This is a genomic window from Pseudomonas sp. rhizo66, from assembly GCF_031931925.1.
Lineage (GTDB): Bacteria > Pseudomonadota > Gammaproteobacteria > Pseudomonadales > Pseudomonadaceae > Aquipseudomonas.
In genome coordinates, this window is record NZ_JAUJWZ010000019.1 from 1 (window position 1) to 22,073 (window position 22,073).

Below are 22,073 nucleotides of genomic sequence, written 5' to 3' on the forward strand. Positions count from 1 at the left end.
GCGAATCCACCAAAAAACCAAAGCCGAACACCCGCTCTTCACCCCCCAATAGGCCGAGTGTCAACTCGCCTGCTTTTGATCTTGATCCACGGGCGACGTCGGAAGGCTGAGTGGAGGGATTGATCCGGGGGTGGGAGCGCAGCGACCGTCTGGCGCAGCCAGACACAGCGGAAGGAGGTGCAGCGAAGCAAACCGGAGCCGCTGCGCCCGGATCGATACCGCAGCGAAGGAACCCGAGCCTGCGAGGGCCGAACGCAGGAGCAAGCCTTTTCGGTTACCTTTTCGGCGTTTGGAAAAGGTGACTCGCCGTAAGGGCGAAACCCTAAGCCGCCGTTAGCGCAGCAACGGATATACACACCAAACCAACCGATAACCGCCCACAAAAAAACGCCCCAATCTCTCAACCAGGGCGTTTTCTTGAAGCTTGAAGCTTGCAGCTTACAGCTGATCTCTTAGTGCGAAACCGCCCCACTCGCCCCCAACCCGGTCTGCGAACGCACAAACTGCGGGAAGAACAGCGCCCGCTCGTTATCCGCTGCCGCCGACTTGTCGGTAATCGAGAAGAACCAGATCCCGATGAAAGCAATGATCATCGAGAACAGCGCCGGGTATTCGTAAGGGAAGATCGCCTTCTCGTGATGCAGAATCTGCACCCAGATGGTCGGACCAAGCACCATCAGACCCACCGCACTCACCAGCCCCAGCCAGCCGCCGATCATCGCACCGCGCGTGGTCAGTTTCTTCCAGTACATCGAAAGCAACAGCACCGGGAAGTTACAGCTCGCCGCGATCGAGAACGCCAGGCCAACCATGAACGCGATGTTCTGGCTTTCGAAAAGGATACCCAAACCGATCGCCAGTACTGCCAAGGCAATGGTGGTGATCTTCGAGACACGAATCTCGTCCTTCTCGTTCGCCTTGCCCTTCTTGATCACACTGGCATACAGATCGTGAGAAACCGCCGAAGCACCGGCCAGCGTCAGGCCCGCCACAACCGCCAGAATGGTCGCGAACGCCACTGCCGAGATAAAGCCGAGGAAGATACTGCCACCGACCGCGTTGGCCAGGTGCACCGCCGCCATGTTGTTGCCGCCCAACAGCGCGCCAGCAGCATCTTTGAAGGCCGGGTTAGTGCTGACCAGCAGGATCGCGCCGAAGCCGATGATGAACGTCAGGATGTAGAAGTAGCCAATGAAGCCGGTTGCGTAGAGCACGCTCTTGCGGGCTTCTTTTGCGTCACTCACGGTGAAGAAGCGCATCAGAATGTGTGGCAGGCCTGCGGTACCGAACATCAGCGCCAGACCCAGCGAGAAGGCTGAAATCGGATCCTTGACCAGACCGCCCGGACTCATGATCGCCTCGCCCTTGGCGTGAACCTTGATCGCCTCGGAAAACAGCGTGTTGAAGTCGAAGCCTACGTGCTTCATGACCATCAGCGCCATGAACGAGGCGCCGGACAGCAGCAATACAGCCTTGATGATCTGCACCCAAGTAGTCGCCAGCATGCCGCCGAACAACACGTACATGCACATCAGCACACCCACCAGAATTACCGCAACGTGGTAGTCCAGACCGAACAACAGCTGGATCAACTTGCCGGCACCGACCATTTGCGCGATCAGGTAGAACGCCACCACCACCAGCGAACCGCAGGCAGACAGGGTGCGGATCTGGGTTTGCCCGAGGCGGTAGGACGCCACGTCGGCAAAGGTGTATTTACCCAGGTTACGCAGGCGCTCGGCGATCAGGAACAGAATGATCGGCCAGCCTACCAGGAAGCCGATCGAGTAGATCAGGCCATCGTAGCCGGAGGTGAACACCAGAGCGGAAATCCCCAGGAAGGACGCCGCCGACATGTAGTCACCGGCAATCGCCAGACCGTTCTGGAAACCGGTGATCTTGCCGCCCGCCGCATAGTAGTCGGCCGCCGAGTTGTTTTTCTTCGAGGCCCAGTAGGTGATGTACAGGGTCGCGCCAACGAACGCGACGAACATCAGGATCGCAGGAATGTTCAGTGGCTGTTTGGCCACTTCACCGGTCAACGCATCAGCCGCCCAGACACTCGGTGCGACCGCAGCAACGCTCAAAAGAGCCAGTAGACGCCGGATCATTGCTGAGCCTCCTTGAGAATCGCATTGTTCAGGTCGTCGAACTCGCCATTGGCGCGGCGCACGTAGATAGCGGTGAGGATGAATGCAGAAAGAATGAGTCCGACACCGATTGGAATTCCCCAGGTAATCGAGGATTCCGGACTGAGTTTCGCGCCCAGAATGTGCGGCCCGTAAGCGATCAACAGGATGAAGCCAGAGTAAAGCCCGAGCATGATCGCCGAGAGTATCCAAGCGAACTTTTCCCTTTTTCGCACCAGCTCCTTGAATCGGGGACTGTTTTGAATCGAGAGGTAAATGCTGTCGTTCATTGTTTTTATCCTCGCAGCACAGATTATTGTTGGAACATAGCTAATGTATGCGGCTGCGAGCGCGGGAACAGACGACCTTAGTAGTAGAACGCCATGACACTTTTGCCAATTTCAAGCATGCATAAATAAATGTGGGAGCGAGCCTGCTCGCGAAAGCGTCGGTTCAGTCGAAATATGTATCAACTGACAGATCGCATTCGCGAGCAGGCTCGCTCCCACAGGTTTAGGCGGTGTGGCGGTTATTTGGTCCAGTCAGCCACGCGATCCGGGTGCTTGGCGACCCAATCCTTGGCCGCTGCGTCAGGCTTGGCACCGTCCTGAATCGCCAGCATCACTTCGCCGATTTCGTCTTTCGACGCCCACTGGAAGTTCTTCAGGAACTTGGCCACTTCCGGCGCTTTGGTAGCGAGCTCCTTGCTGCCAATGCTGTTCACGGTTTCAGCCGCGCCATACACGCCTTTCGGGTCGTCGAGGAAGCGCAGTTTCCACTTGGCGAACATCCAGTGCGGCACCCAACCGGTGACGGCGATGGATTCGTTTTTCTTCTCGGCACGGGTCAGCTCGGCGATCATGCCGGCGCCGGAACTGGCTTTGAGGGAGTACTTGTCGAGGCCATAATCCTTGATCGCCTGATCGGTCTTGAGCATGACGCCTGAACCGGCGTCGATACCGACGATACGGTTTTTGAAGGTGTCGTCGGTCTTCAGGTCTTCGATGGATTTGGCTTTGACGTACTCAGGCACGATCAGGCCGATTTTCGCATCCTTGAAGTTCGGGCCGTAATCGACAACCTGATCCTTGTTTTTCGTCCAGTATTCGCCGTGGGTCACTGGCAGCCAGGCCGACAGCATGGCGTCGAGTTTGCCGGTGGCCACGCCCTGCCACATGATCCCGGTGGCAACGGCTTGCAGCTTCACGTCGTAACCGAGTTTCTGTTTGATCACTTCGGCCGCCACATGGGTGGTCGCGACGCTGTCGGACCAGCCGTCAACGTAACCGATGTTCAGGGTCTGCTTTTCTGCACTGGCGAAAGTGGAACTCATCGCAAGCACCAGAGCAGCACTTGCGCCTAAAAGTCGTCGCATCTTCATCGTTACTTCCCCGAAATGCTGCGCCCGACGGATGACGGGCGGCGTCAACGTATTGTTATGGTGCACGGCGCCCCCATCACGCCTGACCGCAAACTCGTTCGAACATCAGCGGAGTACTGATGGCTTGATCATCAACCTCACGCGGTAGTCGACCTGCTCTGCCAGCGACCTCAAGGCAACGAGAAACGACATCAGAAAGCCATTAATCGCGACTCTATAAATGACGCCAAATAATCCGCCCGAACTTTGCATGTCAAAATCATGCGGGCCACCAACCCCTGTATAAATGCAGGTAACATGCGTCGCTTTGCAGCCACTCGGCCTGACCATGTCCGCGACCTCCCGTTTCCCTTTTCTGCCTTATCTCTTCGCCTGCCTGCTGGGGCTGTTTGCCCTCGGTGGCTTCTGGTACGGCCTCGGCCAACCGGTGATCCTGCCGGACGCCGCGACCCCGACGCATAAATTGCAGTGCGCCTCCTACACCCCGTTCGATAAAGACCAATCGCCGTTCGATGTGCCGTTCAAACTGCGCCCGGAGCGCATGGACGCCGATCTCGAATTGCTGGCGACACGTTTCGAGTGCATTCGCACCTATTCGATGGCGGGACTTGAGGCGCTGCCGGAGCTGGCGCGCAAACACGGCTTGAAATTGATGATCGGCGCCTGGGTCAACAGCAACCCGGTGGAGACCGAGAAAGAAGTCGACCTGCTGATCAAATCGGCCAACGCCAACCCGGACGTGGTCAGCGCGGTGATCGTCGGCAACGAAGCCTTGCTGCGCAAGGAAGTCACCGGCGCGCAACTGGCCCGCTTGATCAACAAGGTCAAGAGCCAGGTCAAGCAACCGATGACGTACGCCGATGTCTGGGAATTCTGGCTCAAGCACCCGGAAGTCGCGCCGGCGGTGGACTTCCTGACCATCCATTTGCTGCCGTACTGGGAAGATGATCCGTCGAATATCGACGTTGCCCTGCAGCATGTCGCCGATGTGCGTCAGGTGTTCGGCAATAAATTTGCGCCCAAAGACGTGATGATCGGCGAAACCGGCTGGCCAAGCGAAGGCCGCCAGCGTGAGACCGCTTTGCCGAGCCGGGTCAACGAGGCCAGGTTCATTCGTGGTTTCGTCGCAATGGCCGAGAAGGAAGGCTGGCATTACAACCTGATCGAAGCCTTCGACCAGCCGTGGAAGCGCAGCAGTGAAGGCGCGGTGGGCGGTTACTGGGGTCTGTACGATGCGGATCGTCAGGACAAAGGCGTACTCGCCGGGCCGGTGACCAATGTGCCGTTCTGGAAGGAATGGCTGGCGGTCGGCGGGTTGATTTTCCTTGGCACGCTGATCCTTGGCGGTCGCGTTCGCACGACGCGCTCGGCGCTGGTGTTGCCGCTGCTGGGCGCCCTCGCCGCTTGCTCGATTGGCGCCTGGGGTGATCTGGCGCGGGTGACCACGCGGTTCACCAGTGAGTGGCTGTGGGTCGGTTTGCTGACGGCGCTGAATCTGTTGGTACTGGCACACGCGGCACTGACGCTGAGCAAGCGGACTGGCTGGCGTGAACGGGTGTTCAATCTGCTGGAGCGGCGCGCCGGATGGCTGGTCGCGGCAGCAGGCTTTGCCGCAGCGGTGATGATGCTGGAGATGGTGTTTGATCCGCGTTATCGCAGCTTTGCAAGCATGGCGTTTGTGCTGCCGGCGCTGGTTTATCTGTGCCGGCCGGTCAGCGTGCCGCGTCGCGAGATTGCGTTGCTGACGTTTATTGTCGGGGCGGGGATTGCGCCGCAGCTGTATCAGGAAGGTCTGCAGAATCAGCAGGCATGGGGTTGGGCGTTGGTGAGTGTGTTGATGGTGGCGGCTCTGTGGCGCTGCCTGCGCGTTCGAAAAGACTGATCAAAAGCAAGATCAAAAGATCGCAGCCTTCGGCAGCTCCTACAAGGTGTACGCCATTTCAATGTAGGAGCTGCCGAAGGCTGCGATCTTTTCCATCAGGCGCTACGGGACTCGCGGACCAACCGCAACCCGGCAATCACCAGCGCAAATACCGCCAGCGTGGTGTTGTACAACGCCAGCGCCGGCGCCCCAAACACCAGCGCCAGCACCGCCAGCCACCACCCTGCCCGCCCGGGCAAGACAAAACCGATCAACGCCGCGCCCAACGCCGTCCAGCCCAATACCTTGAAGTGAATCATCAAGCCCAGGTTCGAACGCACCTGACATTCCCAGCGACTGGCCTCGTCGACGCAGATGCCCACCCATTTTCCGTCTTCCATAAAGCCATAACGCGCGCCATAACTGGCGGCCAGCCACAACGGCAACAGAACGAGCAGCAAAATCACGGGCAAACGGCGGGACATGAAACACTCCAATCTTCGGAAATCGGCGGCCAGCTTAATCTGCCGCCAGCCGTGTGCAAGAACTAACAACTGTTAACTGTTCATTCAGGGCGTGCAAAGTGTATCGTCCAGCTACTATTACCCCGAATTCTGCCTGTTTGGTGCCGCAGCATGGCACTTTGGCGCAACCCCGGTGGTCATAGCCTGCGAACTTCATTCGGCACCTTCCTCTAAGGGATCTAGTCATGCTCCGTTCCTTGCGCTTCGCCGCGCTGTTCAGCGGCCTTATTCTGAGTGCGTCCGCACTGGCGGTGGATATCGATGCCGCCAGTTATGGCTACCCCCTGACCAACCCGTTCGAGGCGACCATCGCCACGACTCCGCCGGACTTGCGCCCGGAATTGCCGCTGGACGACGACATCAATCAGTCGGACCGCAGCCTGACGTTGCGCCCGGAGCGAGAGTTCATCCTGCCGGACAACTTCTGGGCAGTAAAAAAGCTCACCTACCGCATCGCCACCCAGGACAAGCCAGCACCGCTGATCTTCCTGATCGCTGGCACCGGCGCGCGCTATGACAGCACGCTCAACGAATACCTGAAAAAGCTCTACTACAAGGCCGGCTACCACGTCGTGCAGTTGTCGTCGCCAACCAGCTTCGACTTCATCAGCGCTGCCTCACGCTTCGCCACCCCGGGCGTGACCAAGGAAGACGCCGAAGACATGTACCGGGTAATGCAGGCCGTGCGCGCGCAAAACCCGAAACTGCCGGTGACCGAGTACTACCTGACCGGTTACAGCCTGGGCGCCCTGGACGCGGCGTTTGTCGCGCATCTGGACGAAACGCGCCGCAGCTTCAATTTCAAGAAAGTCCTGCTGCTCAATCCGCCGGTCAACCTCTATACCTCGGTGACCAACCTCGACAAGCTGGTGCAAACAGAGGTGAAAGGCATCAACAACAGCACCACTTTCTATGAACTGGTGCTGTCGAAGCTGACCCGCTACTTCCAGCAGAAAGGCTACATCGACCTCAACGATGCGCTGCTCTACGACTTCCAGCAGTCCAAGCAGCACCTGACCAACGAACAGATGGCGATGCTGATCGGCACCTCGTTCCGCTTCTCGGCGGCCGACATTGCCTTCACCTCCGACCTGATCAACCGTCGCGGCCTGATCACCCCGCCGAAATTTCCGATCACCGAAGGCACCAGCCTCACGCCTTTCCTCAAGCGTGCGCTGCAGTGCGATTTCGACTGCTACCTGACCGATCAAGTGATTCCGATGTGGCGCGCGCGCACCGACGGCGGCAGCCTGCTGCAACTGATCGATCAGGTCAGCCTGTATGCGCTCAAGGATTACCTGCACGACAGCCCGAAAATCGCCGTCATGCACAACGCCGATGACGTGATCCTCGGCCCGGGCGACCTCGGTTTCCTGCGTAAAACATTCGGTGATCGCCTGACCGTTTACCCACTGGGCGGCCATTGCGGCAACCTTAACTACCGCGTCAACAGCGACGCCATGCTGGAGTTCTTCCGTGGCTAAATATCTCCTGCTGATGGCAGCGCTCCTCTGCGCAGGCGTGGCCCAGGCCGACAACAGTAAAGCCAACGCGCCGGTCGTCGTCGACAGCGACGGCTTCAAGGAGCCGCTGTCCAAACTCAAGTTCAACCCAGGGCTGGATCAGCGCGAATTCGAGCGTTCGACGCTCAACGCGCTGAACGTCTACGACCCGCTGGAATCGTGGAACCGCCGGGTTTACCACTTCAACTACCGCTTCGATCAATGGGTGTTCCTGCCGGTGGTCGATGGCTATCGCTACATCACGCCAAGCTTCGTGCGTACGGGTGTGAGCAACTTCTTCAACAACCTCGGTGACGTGCCGAACCTGGTCAACAGCCTGTTGCAGTTCAAAGGCCAGCGCTCGATGGAAACCACCGCACGCCTGCTGCTCAACACCACCATCGGCATCGCCGGCCTGTGGGACCCGGCCACCGCCATGGGCCTGCCGCGTCAGAGCGAAGACTTCGGCCAGACCCTGGGCTTCTACGGTGTACCGGGAGGCGCCTACTTCGTACTGCCGATCCTTGGCCCGTCGAACATCCGTGACACCGCCGGTCTTGCCGTGGATTACACCGCCGAATCGGCGATCAACTTCCTCAACGTCTCGGAAGTCAGCTCCAACCACCCGGAAATCTGGGCCCTGCGTGCGGTCGACAAGCGCTACCAGACCAGCTTCCGTTACGGCCAGATGAATTCGCCGTTCGAGTACGAGAAAGTGCGTTACGTTTACACCGAAGCGCGCAAGTTGCAGATCGCCGAGTAATTTCGCCAGGTACGAAAAAGGGCCATTCGATGCGAGTCGAATGGCCCTTTTTCATGGCATCACCAAAATCCAATGTGGGAGCGAGCCTGCTCGCGAATGCGGTGCATCAGCGCCTGAAGAGCTGACTGACTCGACGCCTTCGCGAGCAGGCTCGCTCCCACAGGGATACTGCGTTCAGCCTTTGATGGCGCGCCAGATCTTGCCGACAACGGCAACCACCGCCAACACCACCGCACCAGCAATGATCCCCGCCACGCCGTTGAGCAACATCGGTACCGCAAACCCGGCACTCCCCGCTGCTGCGCCAACGCCTTCAATCCAGTGATGCACGACCGGCACACCGTGGGTGAGGATGCCGCCGCCGACCAGGAACATCGCTGCCGTACCGACCACCGACAAGGTTTTCATCATGTACGGCGCAGCACTGAGGATGGCGCTGCCGATTTTCCTGGCGAACTGCCCAGGCTTCCGGGTCAGGCACAACCCGAGGTCGTCGAGTTTGACGATACCCGCCACCAACCCGTAAACGCCGACAGTCATGACGATGGCGATGCCGGACATCACGATCACTTGCTGAGTCAGCGATGCATCCGCCACGGTGCCCAAGGTGATCGCGATAATCTCTGCCGAGAGGATGAAGTCAGTGCGAATCGCACCCTTGATCTTGTCCTTCTCGTAAGCCACCAGATCAGTCGCCGGATCGGCTACCGCCTGAGTCAGTTGCGCATGCTCGGCCTCGTCTTCAGCCTTGCTGTGCAAAAACTTGTGCGCGAGCTTCTCGAAACCCTCAAAGCACAGATACGCGCCGCCGACCATCAACAACGGCGTCACCAGCCATGGCACGAACGCACTGATCGCCAGCGCCGACGGCACCAGAATCAGTTTATTGACGAACGAGCCTTTGGCTACGGCCCAAACCACGGGAATTTCCCGCTCGGCACGCACACCGGAGACCTGCTGGGCATTGAGCGCCAGGTCGTCGCCGAGCACGCCGGCGGTCTTCTTGGCGGCCATTTTGCTCATCAACGCCACGTCATCCAGCACGGTGGCAATATCGTCGACCAGCACCAGCAAACTGCTTCCTGCCATGAATCCTGTTTCCTTTTATGTATGAATGGTGCGAAGCATAACGCGACCACAGACCACACGGGGCATTCTTGAGCGCTGCGCGAGGCCGGTGCTACCATGCGCAACCGCCAGAACAGGCAAGGAACCACCGGGTTTATGAGCACAATCCGCGAGCGCAACAAAGAACTGATCCTGCGTGCCGCCAGTGAGGAGTTTGCCGACAAGGGCTTCGCTGCGACCAAAACCAGCGACATCGCCGCCAAGGCGGGATTGCCCAAGCCCAACGTCTACTACTACTTCAAGTCCAAGGAAAACCTCTATCGCGAGGTATTGGAAAGCATCATCGTGCCGATTTTGCAGGCCTCGACCCCGTTCAATCCGGACGGTGTACCGAGCGAAGTGCTGAGCGGCTACATCCGCTCGAAGATCCGCATCTCCCGCGACCTGCCCTTCGCTTCCAAAGTATTCGCCAGCGAAATCATGCACGGCGCGCCACATTTGAGCGCCGATCTGGTCGAGCAGCTCAACGGCCAGGCCAAGCACAACATCGACTGCATCCAGAGCTGGATCGACCGCGGCCAGATCGCCCCGATCGACCCCAACCACCTGATGTTCAGCATCTGGGCCGCGACCCAGACCTACGCCGACTTCGACTGGCAGATTTCTGCGGTCACCGGCAAGGACAAGCTGGACGAGGCAGATTATGAAGCCGCGGCGCAGACGATTATCCGGTTGGTGTTGAAGGGGTGTGAGCCGGACTGAAGTATTGCTGTGGCGCCATCGCTGGCAAGCCAGCTCCCACCAGGATTTGTGTTGTTTGCTAAATCTGAATTCGACAGAGAAACCTGTGGGAGCTGGCTTGCCAGCGATAGAGGCAACTCGATTCAAAATTGTTAAAGCCAAACTGCATCCCACAGCGGATAGTCGCCAATCCTTCCGACCAATCCCGCCCGTAAAGGGTTAGCTACGACATATCGCGCCATTTTCACTAGATCCTCTTCCCGCCGCAGTGCGCGGTCGTGAAACCCCTGCTGCCAAAGCGGCCCGTTTCTACCACTGGATAGATTCACTTCGCGCGTAATCAGTGACTTGGTCTCTCGCATCAGTTTGCGAAGTGAGCAGTTTTCCAGCTCAACGAGCCAATGAAAGTGATCTGACATGACCACCCATGCCAATGATTTTGCCAACCCAAGATCTTGCGCCCGCAGAAACTGATGAACAACCAATCTGCCCAGAACGAAATCGGCAAAGATCGGTTCGCGATCAAGTGTGTTGGTAGTCAGGAGATAGATTCGATTCGGCTCGGCATAGCGGCCGGCTCGCAGACGATGTGAAGCAGGAAAATCAGGCAATCCATTGCCCCTTCATGATGAGTTCATCAGAAGGCTAGACTTCAGTGATCCATTTGGCTGGTTAGTCTTTTTTCATGATGTGTCAGTTAGGCCGCCATCGCTGGCAAGCCAGCTCCCACAAGGTTCTGTGTCATTCGCGAAATTTACGTTCGACAAAAACTGTGGGAGCTAGCTTGCCAGCGATGACCATTGTTCAGACGCCTCCGATCAAGCAGCCACCCCCGCATCCGCCCGCAACGCCAACGCCTCCACCGCTTTAATCGCCACCTGCTCATCAATGTCCGACAGATCCCCGCTAATCCCGATCGCACCCAGCACGTTCCCCGCCTGATCCCGAATCAACACACCGCCCGGTGCCGGCACGACGCTGCCCTGGCCCATGCTGTTGAGGGCGGCAATGAAGGCCGGGCGTTGTTGTGCATCCAGTGCCAGCAGGCGCGAGCCTTTACCCAGGGCAATGGCGCCCCAGGCCTTGCCGATGGCGATATCCGGGCGCAGCAGGCTGGCACCGTCTTCGCGCTGCAGGGTGATCAGGTGGCCGCCGGTATCGAGTACCGCGATGGTCAGCGGCGCGGCGTTGATGCCGCGCCCTGCATTGATGGCTTCGCTGACCAGATTGACTGCGACTTTCAAGGTTAAAGCGCTCATGGTGCCGTCCTCATTTTGTTATAGGGAAAGTCGTGGGGCTGCGGTTTTCTGCCGCAGCCCGATACAACAAATAGAACACAATGAGTTATTTTTTTGTATACAATAATTCTCGAAAAGCGCCACATGCGACGAAAAGCCACACTCAGACAGGCTTCCGACGAATGAAACAGACGCTTGAGAAAATGGATTGACCTGCGCCGTCCGCCGTGAATACACTCTGCGCAAAGCCACTTGTATACAATTACAAAACGTAAAGAGGCACAAAACCATGAGCAAAATGAGAGCAATCGAAGCCGCCGTTCTGGTGATGCGCCGTGAAGGGGTTGATACCGCTTTTGGCATCCCGGGCGCTGCCATCAACCCGCTGTACTCCGCCTTGCAGAAAGTCGGTGGCATCGATCACGTCCTCGCTCGCCACGTTGAAGGCGCCTCGCACATGGCCGAGGGCTACACCCGCACCAAGGCCGGCAACATCGGCGTGTGCATCGGGACTTCCGGTCCTGCCGGTACCGACATGGTCACCGGGCTCTACAGTGCCTCGGCCGACTCGATTCCAATCCTCTGCATTACCGGTCAGGCACCCCGCGCCCGTATGCACAAGGAAGACTTCCAGGCGGTGGACATCACCAGCATCGTCAAGCCAGTCACTAAGTGGGCGACCACTGTTCTGGAACCGGGCCAGGTGCCTTATGCGTTCCAGAAAGCCTTTTATGAAATGCGCTCTGGCCGTCCAGGCCCCGTGCTGATCGACCTGCCGTTCGACGTGCAGATGGCCGAGATCGAATTCGACATCGACGCTTACCAGCCGCTGCCATTGGCCAAACCGACCGCGACCCGCGTGCAGGTCGAGAAGGCTTTGGCGCTGCTGGATCAGGCCGAGCGTCCATTGCTGGTGGCCGGCGGCGGCATCATCAACGCCGACGCCAGCGATCTGCTGGTTGAATTCGCTGAGCTGACCGGCATCCCGGTGATCCCGACCCTGATGGGCTGGGGCACCATCCCTGACGATCACCCGTTGATGGTCGGCATGGTCGGTCTGCAGACGTCGCACCGTTACGGCAACGCGACCATGCTGAAATCCGACGTGGTGCTGGGTATCGGTAACCGTTGGGCCAACCGCCACACCGGTTCAGTTGACGTTTACACCGAAGGTCGCAAGTTCATTCACGTCGACATCGAAGGCACGCAGATCGGTCGTGTGTTCACCCCGGATCTGGGCATCGTTTCCGACGCCGCTGCAGCACTGACCGTGTTCATCGAAGTAGCCCGTGAATGGCAAGCCGCCGGCAAGCTGAAAAACCGCAGCGCCTGGCTGCAAGATTGCCAGCAACGCAAAGCCAGCCTGCACCGCAAGACTCACTTCGACAACGTGCCGGTGAAACCACAGCGCGTTTACGAAGAAATGAACCAGGTGTTCGGCAAGGACACCTGCTACGTCAGCACCATTGGTCTGTCGCAGATTGCCGGCGCGCAGTTCCTGCACGTCTACAAGCCGCGTCACTGGATCAACTGCGGCCAGGCAGGCCCATTGGGCTGGACCATTCCGGCCGCGCTGGGCGTGGTCAAGGCCGATCCGAACCGCAAAGTCGTGGCCCTGTCGGGGGACTATGACTTCCAGTTCATGATCGAAGAACTGGCGGTCGGCGCTCAGTTCAAACTGCCTTACATCCACGTCGTGGTGAACAACTCGTACCTGGGTCTGATCCGTCAGGCCCAGCGCGGGTTCGAAATGGACTACTGCGTGCAGCTGTCCTTCGATAACCTGAACGCGCCGGAACTCAACGGTTACGGGGTTGACCACATCGCAGTGGCTGAAGGCCTCGGCTGTAAAGCACTGCGTGTGTTCGAACCCTCGGAAATCGCCCCTGCCCTGCGCAAGGCCGAACAGATGATCGAAGAGTTCAAGGTGCCGGTGATCGTCGAGATCATTCTGGAGCGTGTGACCAACATCTCCATGGGCACCGAGATCAACGCCGTCAACGAATTCGAAGACCTGGCGCTGGTCGGCAACGATGCGCCAACGGCGATTTCGCTGCTTGATTGAACGTAACTAGCTCCCTCTCCCTCTGGGAGAGGGCTGGGGTGAGGGAAAGATTTTGCGGTGTTCACACAATGGGGATCAGACTCAGGATTCCCCCTCACCCTAACCCTCTCCCCCAGGAGAGGGGACTTGACCGCGCTCAGTCTGACCTACCGTGCCTCATCAGTTTTTAGGAGACCACCATGCCGCGTTTCGCAGCCAACCTGTCCATGCTGTTCACCGAACAGGATTTCCTTGCCCGTTTCGACGCCGCCGCCAAGGCCGGTTTCAGTGGCGTGGAATACCTGTTCCCGTACGACTTCAGCTCGGCTGAAATCAAGGCAAAACTCGAGGCCAACGGGCTGACTCAAGTGCTGTTCAACCTGCCGGCCGGTGACTGGGCCAAAGGCGAGCGCGGTATTGCATGCCTGCCGGATCGGGTCGAAGAGTTCCGCGCCGGTGTCGATCTGGCGATCGCTTACGCACAAGTGCTGGGCAACACCCAGATCAACTGCCTGGCCGGTATTCGTCCGCAAGGCGTTGATGATGCCACCGTGGAAAAGACCTTCGTCGCCAACCTGAAATACGCCGCCGACAAGCTGCAGGCAGCGGGCATCAAACTGGTGATGGAAGCGATCAACACCCGCGACATCCCGGGCTTCTACCTGAACAACACGGCGCAAGCCCTGTCGATTCGCGAGCAGGTCGGCAGCGCCAATCTGTTCCTGCAATACGACATCTACCACATGCAAATCATGGAAGGCGATCTGGCCCGCACCCTGCAATCGCACCTGGGCGAGATCAACCATGTGCAGCTCGCGGACAACCCGGGGCGCAACGAACCCGGCACCGGTGAAATCAACTATCGGTTCCTGTTCGAACACCTCGATCGCATCGGTTATCAGGGCTGGGTCGGCTGTGAATACAAGCCGCTTACCACCACTGAAGCGGGTCTGGGCTGGTTGAAAACCCACAACGCAATCTGACCCATACATAACCTGTAGGAGCTGCCGAAGGCTGCGATCTTTTGATCTTGACCTTCAAAAGCAAAATTCAAAATCAAAAGATCGCAGCCTGCGGCAGCTCCTACGGCTGTTTATAAAAACAAGAGGATTTTCTCATGGCTAAAATCGGATTTATCGGCACCGGCATCATGGGCCACCCAATGGCGGCGAACCTGCAGAAAGCCGGTCACAGCCTGTTCCTGTCGGCGCACCACGACGCCGCTCCTGCCGACCTGGTGGCCGCTGGCGCCGTTGCCCTGGCCAACCCGCGCGAAGTCGCGCAGGAAGCTGAATTCATCATCGTCATGGTGCCGGATACCCCGCAGGTCGACGACGTGCTGTTCCGCGCCGACGGCGTTGCCGCCGGTATTGGCAAGGGCAAAGTGGTCATCGACATGAGCTCGATTTCGCCGACCGCCACCAAAGCCTTCGCGGCGAAGATCAACGAGAAAGGCGCGCAGTACCTCGACGCGCCAGTGTCCGGCGGTGAAGTCGGCGCCAAAGCCGCGACCCTGAGCATCATGGTCGGTGGCGACGCCGATGCCTTCGAACGCGCCCTGCCGCTGTTCCAGGCCATGGGCAAGAACATCACCCTGGTCGGTGGCAATGGCGACGGTCAGACCGCCAAAGTGGCGAACCAGATCATCGTGGCGTTGAACATTCAGGCCGTTGCCGAAGCCCTGCTGTTCGCTTCGAAAAACGGTGCTGATCCGGCCAAGGTGCGTGAAGCACTGATGGGCGGTTTCGCTTCCTCGAAGATTCTGGAAGTGCACGGCGAGCGCATGATCAAAGGCACCTTCGATCCAGGCTTCCGCATCAGCCTGCACCAGAAGGACCTGAACCTGGCCCTGCAAGGCGCCAAAGAGCTGAACATCAACCTGCCGAACACCGCCAACGCTCAGCAAGTATTCAGCACCTGCGCGGCCATCGGTGGCAGCAACTGGGACCACTCGGCGCTGATCAAGGGCCTGGAACACATGGCCAACTTCTCGATCCGCGACAACAAATAAAGCCTGCGCAAACTCTGTGGGAGCGAGCCTGCTCGCGAAAGCGGTTGCCCATTCAACATCCATGTTGGCTGACACACCGCCTTCGCGAGCAGGCTCGCTCCCACAAGGGATCTGAGTTGCCCTTTCGAATAACAAGAATTCCGGGAGCCCGCCATGTCGGTCGATCCGCAACAACTGCTGCGCGAGCTGTTTGCCACAGCCATCGACGCGGCCCATCCGAACCAAGTCCTCGAAGCCCATCTGCCTGCCGATCGCAGCGGTCGCGTCATCGTCATCGGCGCCGGCAAAGCCGCTGCGGCCATGGCGCAAGTGGTCGAGCGCTGCTGGGAAGGTGAAGTGTCTGGCCTGGTAGTGACCCGTTACGGTCACGGCGCCCCGTGCGAAAAAATCGAAGTGGTCGAAGCCGCGCATCCGGTGCCGGACGCTGCCGGCCTGGCCGTGGCCAAACGCGTGCTGGAACTGGTCAGCAACCTGAGCGAAGACGACCGCGTGATCTTCCTGCTCTCCGGTGGCGGCTCTGCCCTGCTGGCGCTGCCGGCCGAAGGCATCACCCTCGCCGACAAGCAGTCGATCAACAAAGCCCTGCTCAAATCCGGCGCGACCATCGGCGAGATGAACTGCGTGCGCAAGCACCTCTCGGCAATCAAGGGCGGCCGCCTCGGCAAGGCCTGCTGGCCTGCCACTGTTTATACCTACGCGATTTCCGATGTGCCGGGCGACCTCGCCACGGTCATCGCGTCCGGCCCGACCGTGGCCGATCCAAGCACGTCCGCCGAAGCGCTGGCGATCATCAAACGCTACGGCATCGAGATCCCCGCTTCCGTGCGTAACTGGCTGCAAAGCCCTGAGTCGGAAACGGTCAAACCCGGCGATCCGAGTCTGGCGCGCAGCCACTTCCAGTTGATCGCCCGTCCTCAGCAATCGCTGGATGCTGCGGCGGTGAAATGCCGTCAGGCCGGTTTCAGCACGCTGATCCTCGGCGACCTCGAAGGTGAGTCGCGCGAAGTGGCGAAAGTCCATGCCGGCATCGCCCGCCAGATCATCAACCACGGTCAGCCACTGGCCGCACCTTGCGTGATCCTCTCCGGCGGCGAAACCACCGTGACCGTGCGCGGCAATGGCCGTGGCGGCCGCAATGCCGAATTCCTCTTGAGCCTGACTGACAGTCTCAAAGGCCAGCCCGGCGTCTACGCCTTGGCCGGTGACACCGACGGCATCGACGGCTCGGAAGACAACGCCGGCGCGATCATGACCCCGGACAGCTACACCCGCGCCGCCGCTCTTGGCCTGAGCGCCAGCGACGAGCTGGATAACAACAACGGCTACGGCTATTTCGCGGCGCTCGACGCGTTGATCGTCACCGAGCCGACCCGCACCAACGTCAACGACTTCCGCGCCATTCTGATCCTTGAGAACTGCAAATCATGACGCCTGATAAAAAGGTCAAAATCCTCGCCACCCTCGGGCCTGCTGTCGATGGCATCGAAGACATCCGTGAACTGGTCGAGGCCGGGGTGAATATCTTCCGCCTGAACTTCAGCCACGGCGATCACGCCGACCACGCCAAGCGCTATCAATGGATCCGCGAAGTCGAGCGCCAGCTCAACTACCCGCTGGGCATTCTGATGGACTTGCAGGGGCCGAAACTGCGCGTCGGCAAGTTCGCCGACAGCAAGGTGCAGTTGCATCGCGGGCAGGCGTTCCGCCTGGATCTGGACGCGACGCCGGGCGATGAGCGCCGGGTCAATCTGCCGCATCCGGAGATCATTGCCGCGCTGGAAGCGGGCATGGATCTGCTGCTCGACGACGGCAAACTGCGTCTGCGTGTGGTCACCAAATACGCTGACGCAATCGATACCACCGTGCTCAACGGCGGCGAATTGTCGGATCGCAAAGGCGTCAACGTGCCGCAAGCGGTACTCGACCTCAGCCCGCTGACCGCCAAGGATCGCCGCGATCTGAGCTTCGGTCTGGAGTTGGGTGTGGATTGGGTCGCGCTGTCGTTTGTGCAGCGTGCGCAAGACATCATCGAAGCCCGTGCACTGATCGGCGACAAAGCTTTTTTGATGGCGAAAATCGAAAAGCCTTCGGCCGTTGAGCAACTGCGCGAAATCGCTGAATTGAGCGACGCGATCATGGTCGCTCGCGGTGACCTCGGCGTCGAAGTGCCGGCCGAAAGCGTGCCGCAGATCCAGAAAAACATCATCACCACCTGCCGCGAACTCGGCAAACCGGTGGTGGTGGCGACGCAGATGCTCGAGTCGATGCGCTTCTCCCCGGCGCCGACCCGCGCTGAGGTGACTGACGTTGCCAATGCTGTGGCCGAAGGCGCCGATGCGGTGATGCTGTCGGCGGAAACTGCGTCCGGCGAATACCCGCTGGAAGCCGTGCAGATGATGAGCAAGATCATTCGCCAAGTGGAAAACGGCCCGGACTATCAGACGCAACTCGACGTCAGTCGGCCGAAGGCTGAAGCGACCGTTTCCGATGCGATCAGCTGCGCAATCCGGCGTATCAGCAACGTGCTGCCGGTGGCGGTGCTGGTCAACTACAGCGAGTCCGGTGCGTCGAGTTTGCGGGCATCGCGGGAACGGCCAAAAGCCCCCATCCTCAACCTGACACCGAACCTGCAGACCGCACGACGCTTGAGCGTGGCGTGGGGCATTCATTCGGTGGTCAACGATCGTCTGCGTCAGGTCGATGAGGTGTGCTCAACCGCGCTGGAAATCGCCCAGGCCCAAGGCATGGCCGAGCGTGGCGACACGCTGCTGATCACTGCCGGCGTGCCGTTCGGGCAGCCGGGGTCGACCAACTCGCTGCGGATTGAAACATTGATTTAGCGCCCGTACCGGCCTCTTCGCGAGCAGGCTCGCTCCTACAGTTGATTTGTGTGCATCACAAACTCAATGACTGAACAAAGATTCAATGTGGGAGCCAGCCTGCTGGCGATGCAGGCGCCTCGGTTTCACTGACTTTCAGAACTGCCATGCCTGCCAATCACTTCAACACCCACTGCCCCGACTGGGCCGAGGCTTTGCTCAACGGTTTCAGTCAGATATTCCTCCAGCGCCATCCGTTGTGCGGCCTGTTGTGCCTGTTGGCGATTCTGCTGACGGCGCCGGTGCTGTTCGCCGGCGCGCTGCTCGGTGCCGTTGCCGGATTGCTCACCGCGCAACGGCGCAACTACGCCAAGGCCGATCGCCAGGCCGGGCTGTTCAGCTATAACGGCATCTTGCTCGGCCTGCTGCTGAGCCTGTATTTCCCGTGGTCGCCGATGCTGCCGCCGCTGATTCTCGCCGCTGGTGGCTTGAGCGCGATGGTCACACAGCAATGGCTGAAACATGTGTACCGCAGCCGCTCCATACCGGCGTACACCTCGCCGTTCGTGGCCATGAGCTGGGTGTTGCTGCTGTTCGCCGAGCCGTCGGCGCCGATCGCGCACATCGAGATGAACACATTGAACCTGCTCGCCGCTGAATTGCGCGGTTTGGGCCAAGTGATGTTCCTCGGTCATCCACTGGCCGGCGCATTGATCGCGATCGGTTTGCTGATCGCTGATCGCCGCGCGTTTTGCTGGGCATTGCTGGCGTCAGCGATCGGTCTCGGCTCCAGTCTGCTGCACCACGAAAGCAGCGCTGCATTGCTGGGCCTTGGCAGTTACAACGCTGTGCTCGCTGCCCTCGCCTTCTCAGCGCAACGCCAACAACCGTGGCTGCCGCTGCTGGGTATCGTCCTCGCGCTGCTGGTCACACCGCTGTTTGCAGCCGTTGGCCTTGCCACGTTGACCGCGCCATTCATCCTCGCGGGCTGGCTGATCCGCGCCGGGATTCAGATGCTCGGCAAAGCCGTCGTCGAGCGTGCGCCTTGCGCTCACGGGGAGAATCAACCTAGGCTGCGCTGATCTTCGATTCAGGCGTTATTCATGGACAGCAGCAACAGTTGGCGCGAACGGCTTTACGTCATGATTTTCCAGAGCGACACCCTCGCCGGGCGTCGCTTCGACGGCATTTTGCTGTTGATCATCCTCGCCAGTCTGGTGATCGTGATGCTCGACAGTATCGACAGCATTCACCGTAATTACGCCGACGTACTGGCCTACATCGAGTGGGGTTTCACGGCGATCTTCCTCGGCGAGTACATCCTGCGTCTGTACTGCTCGCCCAAGCCGTTGCGCTACGCCTTCAGCTTTTACGGGCTGGTGGATTTGCTGGCGATCGTGCCGGGCATCCTCGCCCTGTATTACAGCGATGCACAGTACCTGCTGATTATCCGGATCATTCGGATGTTGCGGATTTTCCGCGTGCTAAAGCTCAGCCCGTACCTCAAGCAAGCCAATTACCTGATGTCGGCGCTGCGCGGCAGCAAGCAGAAGATCGTCGTGTTTCTGGTCAGCGTCTGCACCCTGGTGACGGTGTTCGGCACCTTGATGTACGTGATCGAAGGCCCCGAGCATGGTTTTACCAGCATTCCCAAAGGCATCTATTGGGCGATCGTCACGTTGACCACCGTGGGCTTCGGCGACATCGTGCCGAAGACACCGCTGGGTCAGGTGATTTCGTCGCTGGTGATGATCACCGGTTACTCGATCATCGCCGTGCCGACGGGGATTTTCACTGCCGAACTGGCCAACGCCATGCGCGGTGAACAATTGCAACACGACTGCCCGGTGTGCAGGAAAAACAGCCATGAACACGGCGCAGCGTTTTGCTCGCGGTGTGGCAATGCGCTGTTCAAGAAACTGGAATAAGCAAAGAGCTTTTTAATCTTTAAACGACTATGCGCGCCCCGTTATAGTCAGTGGCAATTGAACATCACCCCCGAACCTGTAGGAGCTGCCGCAGGCTGCGATCTTTTGATCTTGATGTTGTAAAAACAAAATCAAAAGATCGTCCGAACGCGGCCCGAGCCTTCGGCAGCTCCTACATAAATAGACAACAAGGAATGCGCAGTGAAAAAACTCTTTGGCGCCTCACTTCTCGCCGCTGGCCTGGCCTTGGCCAACATCGCTCAGGCAGCCCCGACGCTGCTCAACGTTTCCTACGACGTGATGCGCGATTTCTACAAGGACTACAACACTGCGTTCCAGAAACACTGGCAGGCCGAGCACAACGAAAGCATCACCGTGCAGATGTCCTTCGGCGGTTCGAGCAAGCAAGCGCGTTCGGTGATCGATGGCCTGCCGGCTGATGTCATCACCATGAACATGGCCACCGACATCAACGCCCTCGCCGACAATGGCAAACTGGTCCCGGACAACTGGGTCACGCGTCTGCCGAACAACAGCGCGCCATTCACCTCGGCCACGGTGTTCATCGTCCGCAAAGGCAACCCGAAAGCCCTGAAAGACTGGCCGGACCTGCTCAAGGACGGCGTGCAGGTGATCGTGCCAAACCCGAAAACTTCGGGTAACGGCCGCTACACCTATCTGTCGGCGTGGGGTTATGTGCTGAAGAACGGTGGCGACGAGAACAAGGCCAAGGCGTTCGTCGGCAAGCTGTTCAAGCAAGCGCCAGTGCTGGATACCGGTGGCCGCGCCGCCACCACGACCTTCATGACCAACCAGATCGGCGACGTGCTGGTGACCTTCGAAAACGAAGCGGAAATGATTGCCCGCGAGTTTGGTCGTGATCAGTTCGAAGTGATCTACCCGAGTGTTTCTGCTGAGGCTGAGCCACCGGTATCGGTGGTCGATAAAGTCGTCGACAAGAAAGGTTCGCGTGCGGCGGCGGATGAGTACCTGAAGTACCTGTGGTCGCCGGAAGGTCAGGAGATTGCAGCGGCGAACTACCTGCGTCCGCGTGATCCGGCGGTGCTGGCGAAGCACACCGATCGTTTCCCGAAAGTTGATTTCCTCTCGGTTGAGAAGACCTTTGGTGACTGGCGTACGGTGCAGAAGACTCACTTTAATGATGGTGGGGTTTTCGATCAGATTTACAGCGGGCAGTAAGGCTTGAGCTGACATAAAAAGGCGACCCACAGTGGTCGCCTTTTTTTGTGGCCGCTTTACCCTCACCCAGCCCTCTCCCGGAGGGAGAGGGGGCCGACCGAGGTGTCTGGCGAGTTACATCGACCTGAGAAACCTTATCGATTATGGATTCGGCATCGCAGTTTCAGGTCGGCGTATTCCTTCAGCATCCCCCAATCAGTCCCCTCTCCCTCTGGGAGAGGGCTAGGGTGAGGGGCTTTTACATCGGTGGCGTCACCCCATCCTGACCCGCAGAAATCGATTGCGCCGTCAGCGTGCCGTCCGCGCCCTGCGTGACAAACGTAACAATCTTCACCCCAACCTTCAGCAAACTCCGATCCCCGGGCACCAGATTGACGATCGGCACATCCTCCGGCACCAGAATCTTCTGCTGCCCGCCGTTGTAGTTCACCGTCAGCACCCGCCCGTTGCTTACTACCAGGTCGCCGACGCTGCCGTTGGTCATGCTGCTGCCCTTGGCCAGATCAAACGGCCGATGGCCATCGCCGCTGCCCGCCAGCTCCGGCGGGAAGACATGCACCTCCAGCGCCTTGAGCGTGCCGTCCTCCTGCGGCATCGCCGCCGAACCGATGTAGCTGCCAGGTTTGATGTCCTCGATATTAGCCAGGGTGACCGCGCGAACTTTGGTGTCACCAGTCAACTGGATCACCACGTTCTCGCCGCTGTTGACGTGGACTTTGAGCCTGTCGGCGCTGACCCCGGTGATCTCGCCGCGCACACCGATGCGCATCCCCGGTGCGTCGGCGGCCTGTGCGCTCATCGCGCCCAGCAGGCTGATCAGGGCAATCGTTGCGGTGTGGCGAAGCGTCTGACGAAACATTGCAA

General features: G+C 59.3%; 20 protein-coding genes. 12 read left to right on the top strand and 8 right to left on the bottom strand.

What is annotated here, in order from left to right; all coding sequences use genetic code 11:
- Positions 1-452 precede the first annotated feature (452 nt).
- From QZR14_RS21460 to QZR14_RS21470, 3 genes are all read right to left on the bottom strand, one after another.
- Positions 453-2,111 carry a cation acetate symporter gene (locus tag QZR14_RS21460; protein ID WP_250603849.1) on the bottom strand — a complete coding sequence of 553 codons (1,659 nt, stop codon included), beginning with the start codon at positions 2,109-2,111 and terminating at the stop codon, positions 453-455.
- Positions 2,108-2,419: a DUF485 domain-containing protein gene (locus QZR14_RS21465; RefSeq protein WP_007919908.1), complete on the bottom strand. Its 312-nt coding sequence runs from the start codon at positions 2,417-2,419 to the stop codon at positions 2,108-2,110. Before QZR14_RS21465 ends, QZR14_RS21460 begins: the two co-directional genes overlap by 4 nt.
- Before the next feature lie 239 nt (positions 2,420-2,658).
- Positions 2,659-3,510 carry a glycine betaine ABC transporter substrate-binding protein gene (locus QZR14_RS21470; protein ID WP_007919916.1) on the bottom strand — a complete coding sequence of 284 codons (852 nt, stop codon included), beginning with the start codon at positions 3,508-3,510 and terminating at the stop codon, positions 2,659-2,661.
- 286 nt (positions 3,511-3,796) lie between these two features.
- Between QZR14_RS21470 and QZR14_RS21475 the strand changes: the two genes are divergently transcribed.
- Positions 3,797-5,392 (top strand): glycoside hydrolase family 17 protein, encoded by a 1,596-nt coding sequence (locus tag QZR14_RS21475; RefSeq protein WP_311997699.1) that lies wholly within the window; start codon positions 3,797-3,799, stop codon positions 5,390-5,392.
- Between the two features lie 95 nt (positions 5,393-5,487).
- On the opposite strand, the gene QZR14_RS21480 is transcribed toward QZR14_RS21475, so the two are convergent.
- Positions 5,488-5,856, bottom strand: a complete 369-nt coding sequence (locus QZR14_RS21480; RefSeq protein ID WP_186625217.1) for a hypothetical protein — start codon at positions 5,854-5,856, stop codon at positions 5,488-5,490.
- A gap of 224 nt (positions 5,857-6,080) precedes the next feature.
- On the opposite strand from QZR14_RS21480, the gene QZR14_RS21485 reads away from it, so the two are divergent.
- Positions 6,081-7,379 (top strand): hypothetical protein, encoded by a 1,299-nt coding sequence (locus QZR14_RS21485; protein ID WP_064117369.1) that lies wholly within the window; start codon positions 6,081-6,083, stop codon positions 7,377-7,379.
- Entirely contained in the window at positions 7,372-8,160 is a 789-nt protein-coding gene (locus QZR14_RS21490) for an MlaA family lipoprotein (RefSeq protein WP_034151542.1), read from the top strand. The genes QZR14_RS21485 and QZR14_RS21490 overlap by 8 nt, the downstream gene beginning before the upstream one ends.
- Positions 8,161-8,334: 174 nt before the next feature.
- On the opposite strand, the gene QZR14_RS21495 is transcribed toward QZR14_RS21490, so the two are convergent.
- Positions 8,335-9,249, bottom strand: coding sequence for a DUF808 domain-containing protein (locus QZR14_RS21495; protein ID WP_311997701.1), 915 nt, complete (start codon positions 9,247-9,249; stop codon positions 8,335-8,337).
- A gap of 135 nt (positions 9,250-9,384) precedes the next feature.
- Here QZR14_RS21495 and QZR14_RS21500 point away from each other — a divergent pair, with 135 nt between their 5' ends.
- A complete protein-coding gene (locus tag QZR14_RS21500) occupies positions 9,385-9,990 on the top strand; it encodes a TetR/AcrR family transcriptional regulator (protein ID WP_007919931.1) in 606 nt (201 codons plus the stop codon).
- 131 nt (positions 9,991-10,121) lie between these two features.
- On the opposite strand, the gene QZR14_RS21505 is transcribed toward QZR14_RS21500, so the two are convergent.
- Both QZR14_RS21505 and QZR14_RS21510 read right to left on the bottom strand, forming a co-directional pair.
- Positions 10,122-10,580 (bottom strand): REP-associated tyrosine transposase, encoded by a 459-nt coding sequence (locus QZR14_RS21505; RefSeq protein WP_311997702.1) that lies wholly within the window; start codon positions 10,578-10,580, stop codon positions 10,122-10,124.
- A 207-nt stretch (positions 10,581-10,787) separates the two neighbouring features.
- A complete protein-coding gene (locus tag QZR14_RS21510) occupies positions 10,788-11,228 on the bottom strand; it encodes a GlcG/HbpS family heme-binding protein (RefSeq protein WP_250603835.1) in 441 nt (146 codons plus the stop codon).
- A gap of 268 nt (positions 11,229-11,496) precedes the next feature.
- On the opposite strand from QZR14_RS21510, the gene gcl reads away from it, so the two are divergent.
- The 8 genes from gcl to QZR14_RS21550 all read left to right on the top strand — a co-directional run bounded on the left by gcl (position 11,497) and on the right by QZR14_RS21550 (position 21,209).
- Positions 11,497-13,272 carry a glyoxylate carboligase gene (gene gcl, locus QZR14_RS21515; protein ID WP_042607573.1) on the top strand — a complete coding sequence of 592 codons (1,776 nt, stop codon included), beginning with the start codon at positions 11,497-11,499 and terminating at the stop codon, positions 13,270-13,272.
- Between the two features lie 179 nt (positions 13,273-13,451).
- On the top strand, positions 13,452-14,234 hold the full coding sequence (hyi, locus tag QZR14_RS21520; RefSeq protein ID WP_311997704.1) for a hydroxypyruvate isomerase: 783 nt from the start codon (positions 13,452-13,454) through the stop codon (positions 14,232-14,234).
- A 134-nt stretch (positions 14,235-14,368) separates the two neighbouring features.
- Positions 14,369-15,262 (top strand): 2-hydroxy-3-oxopropionate reductase, encoded by an 894-nt coding sequence (locus tag QZR14_RS21525; RefSeq protein WP_123533761.1) that lies wholly within the window; start codon positions 14,369-14,371, stop codon positions 15,260-15,262.
- Between the two features lie 153 nt (positions 15,263-15,415).
- Positions 15,416-16,690, top strand: coding sequence for a glycerate kinase type-2 family protein (locus QZR14_RS21530; RefSeq protein ID WP_311997705.1), 1,275 nt, complete (start codon positions 15,416-15,418; stop codon positions 16,688-16,690).
- Positions 16,687-18,102 (top strand): pyruvate kinase, encoded by a 1,416-nt coding sequence (pyk, locus tag QZR14_RS21535; RefSeq protein ID WP_250603827.1) that lies wholly within the window; start codon positions 16,687-16,689, stop codon positions 18,100-18,102. The genes QZR14_RS21530 and pyk overlap by 4 nt, the downstream gene beginning before the upstream one ends.
- 146 nt (positions 18,103-18,248) lie before the next feature.
- On the top strand, positions 18,249-19,163 hold the full coding sequence (locus QZR14_RS21540) for an urea transporter (RefSeq protein ID WP_250603825.1): 915 nt from the start codon (positions 18,249-18,251) through the stop codon (positions 19,161-19,163).
- Positions 19,164-19,184: 21 nt separating this feature from the next.
- A complete protein-coding gene (locus tag QZR14_RS21545; RefSeq protein WP_250603823.1) occupies positions 19,185-20,009 on the top strand; it encodes an ion transporter in 825 nt (274 codons plus the stop codon).
- 201 nt (positions 20,010-20,210) lie between these two features.
- On the top strand, positions 20,211-21,209 hold the full coding sequence (locus tag QZR14_RS21550) for a sulfate ABC transporter substrate-binding protein (RefSeq protein ID WP_311997706.1): 999 nt from the start codon (positions 20,211-20,213) through the stop codon (positions 21,207-21,209).
- Between the two features lie 238 nt (positions 21,210-21,447).
- On the opposite strand, the gene QZR14_RS21555 is transcribed toward QZR14_RS21550, so the two are convergent.
- Positions 21,448-22,068 carry a DUF5666 domain-containing protein gene (locus QZR14_RS21555; RefSeq protein ID WP_311997707.1) on the bottom strand — a complete coding sequence of 207 codons (621 nt, stop codon included), beginning with the start codon at positions 22,066-22,068 and terminating at the stop codon, positions 21,448-21,450.
- Positions 22,069-22,073 lie beyond the last annotated feature (5 nt).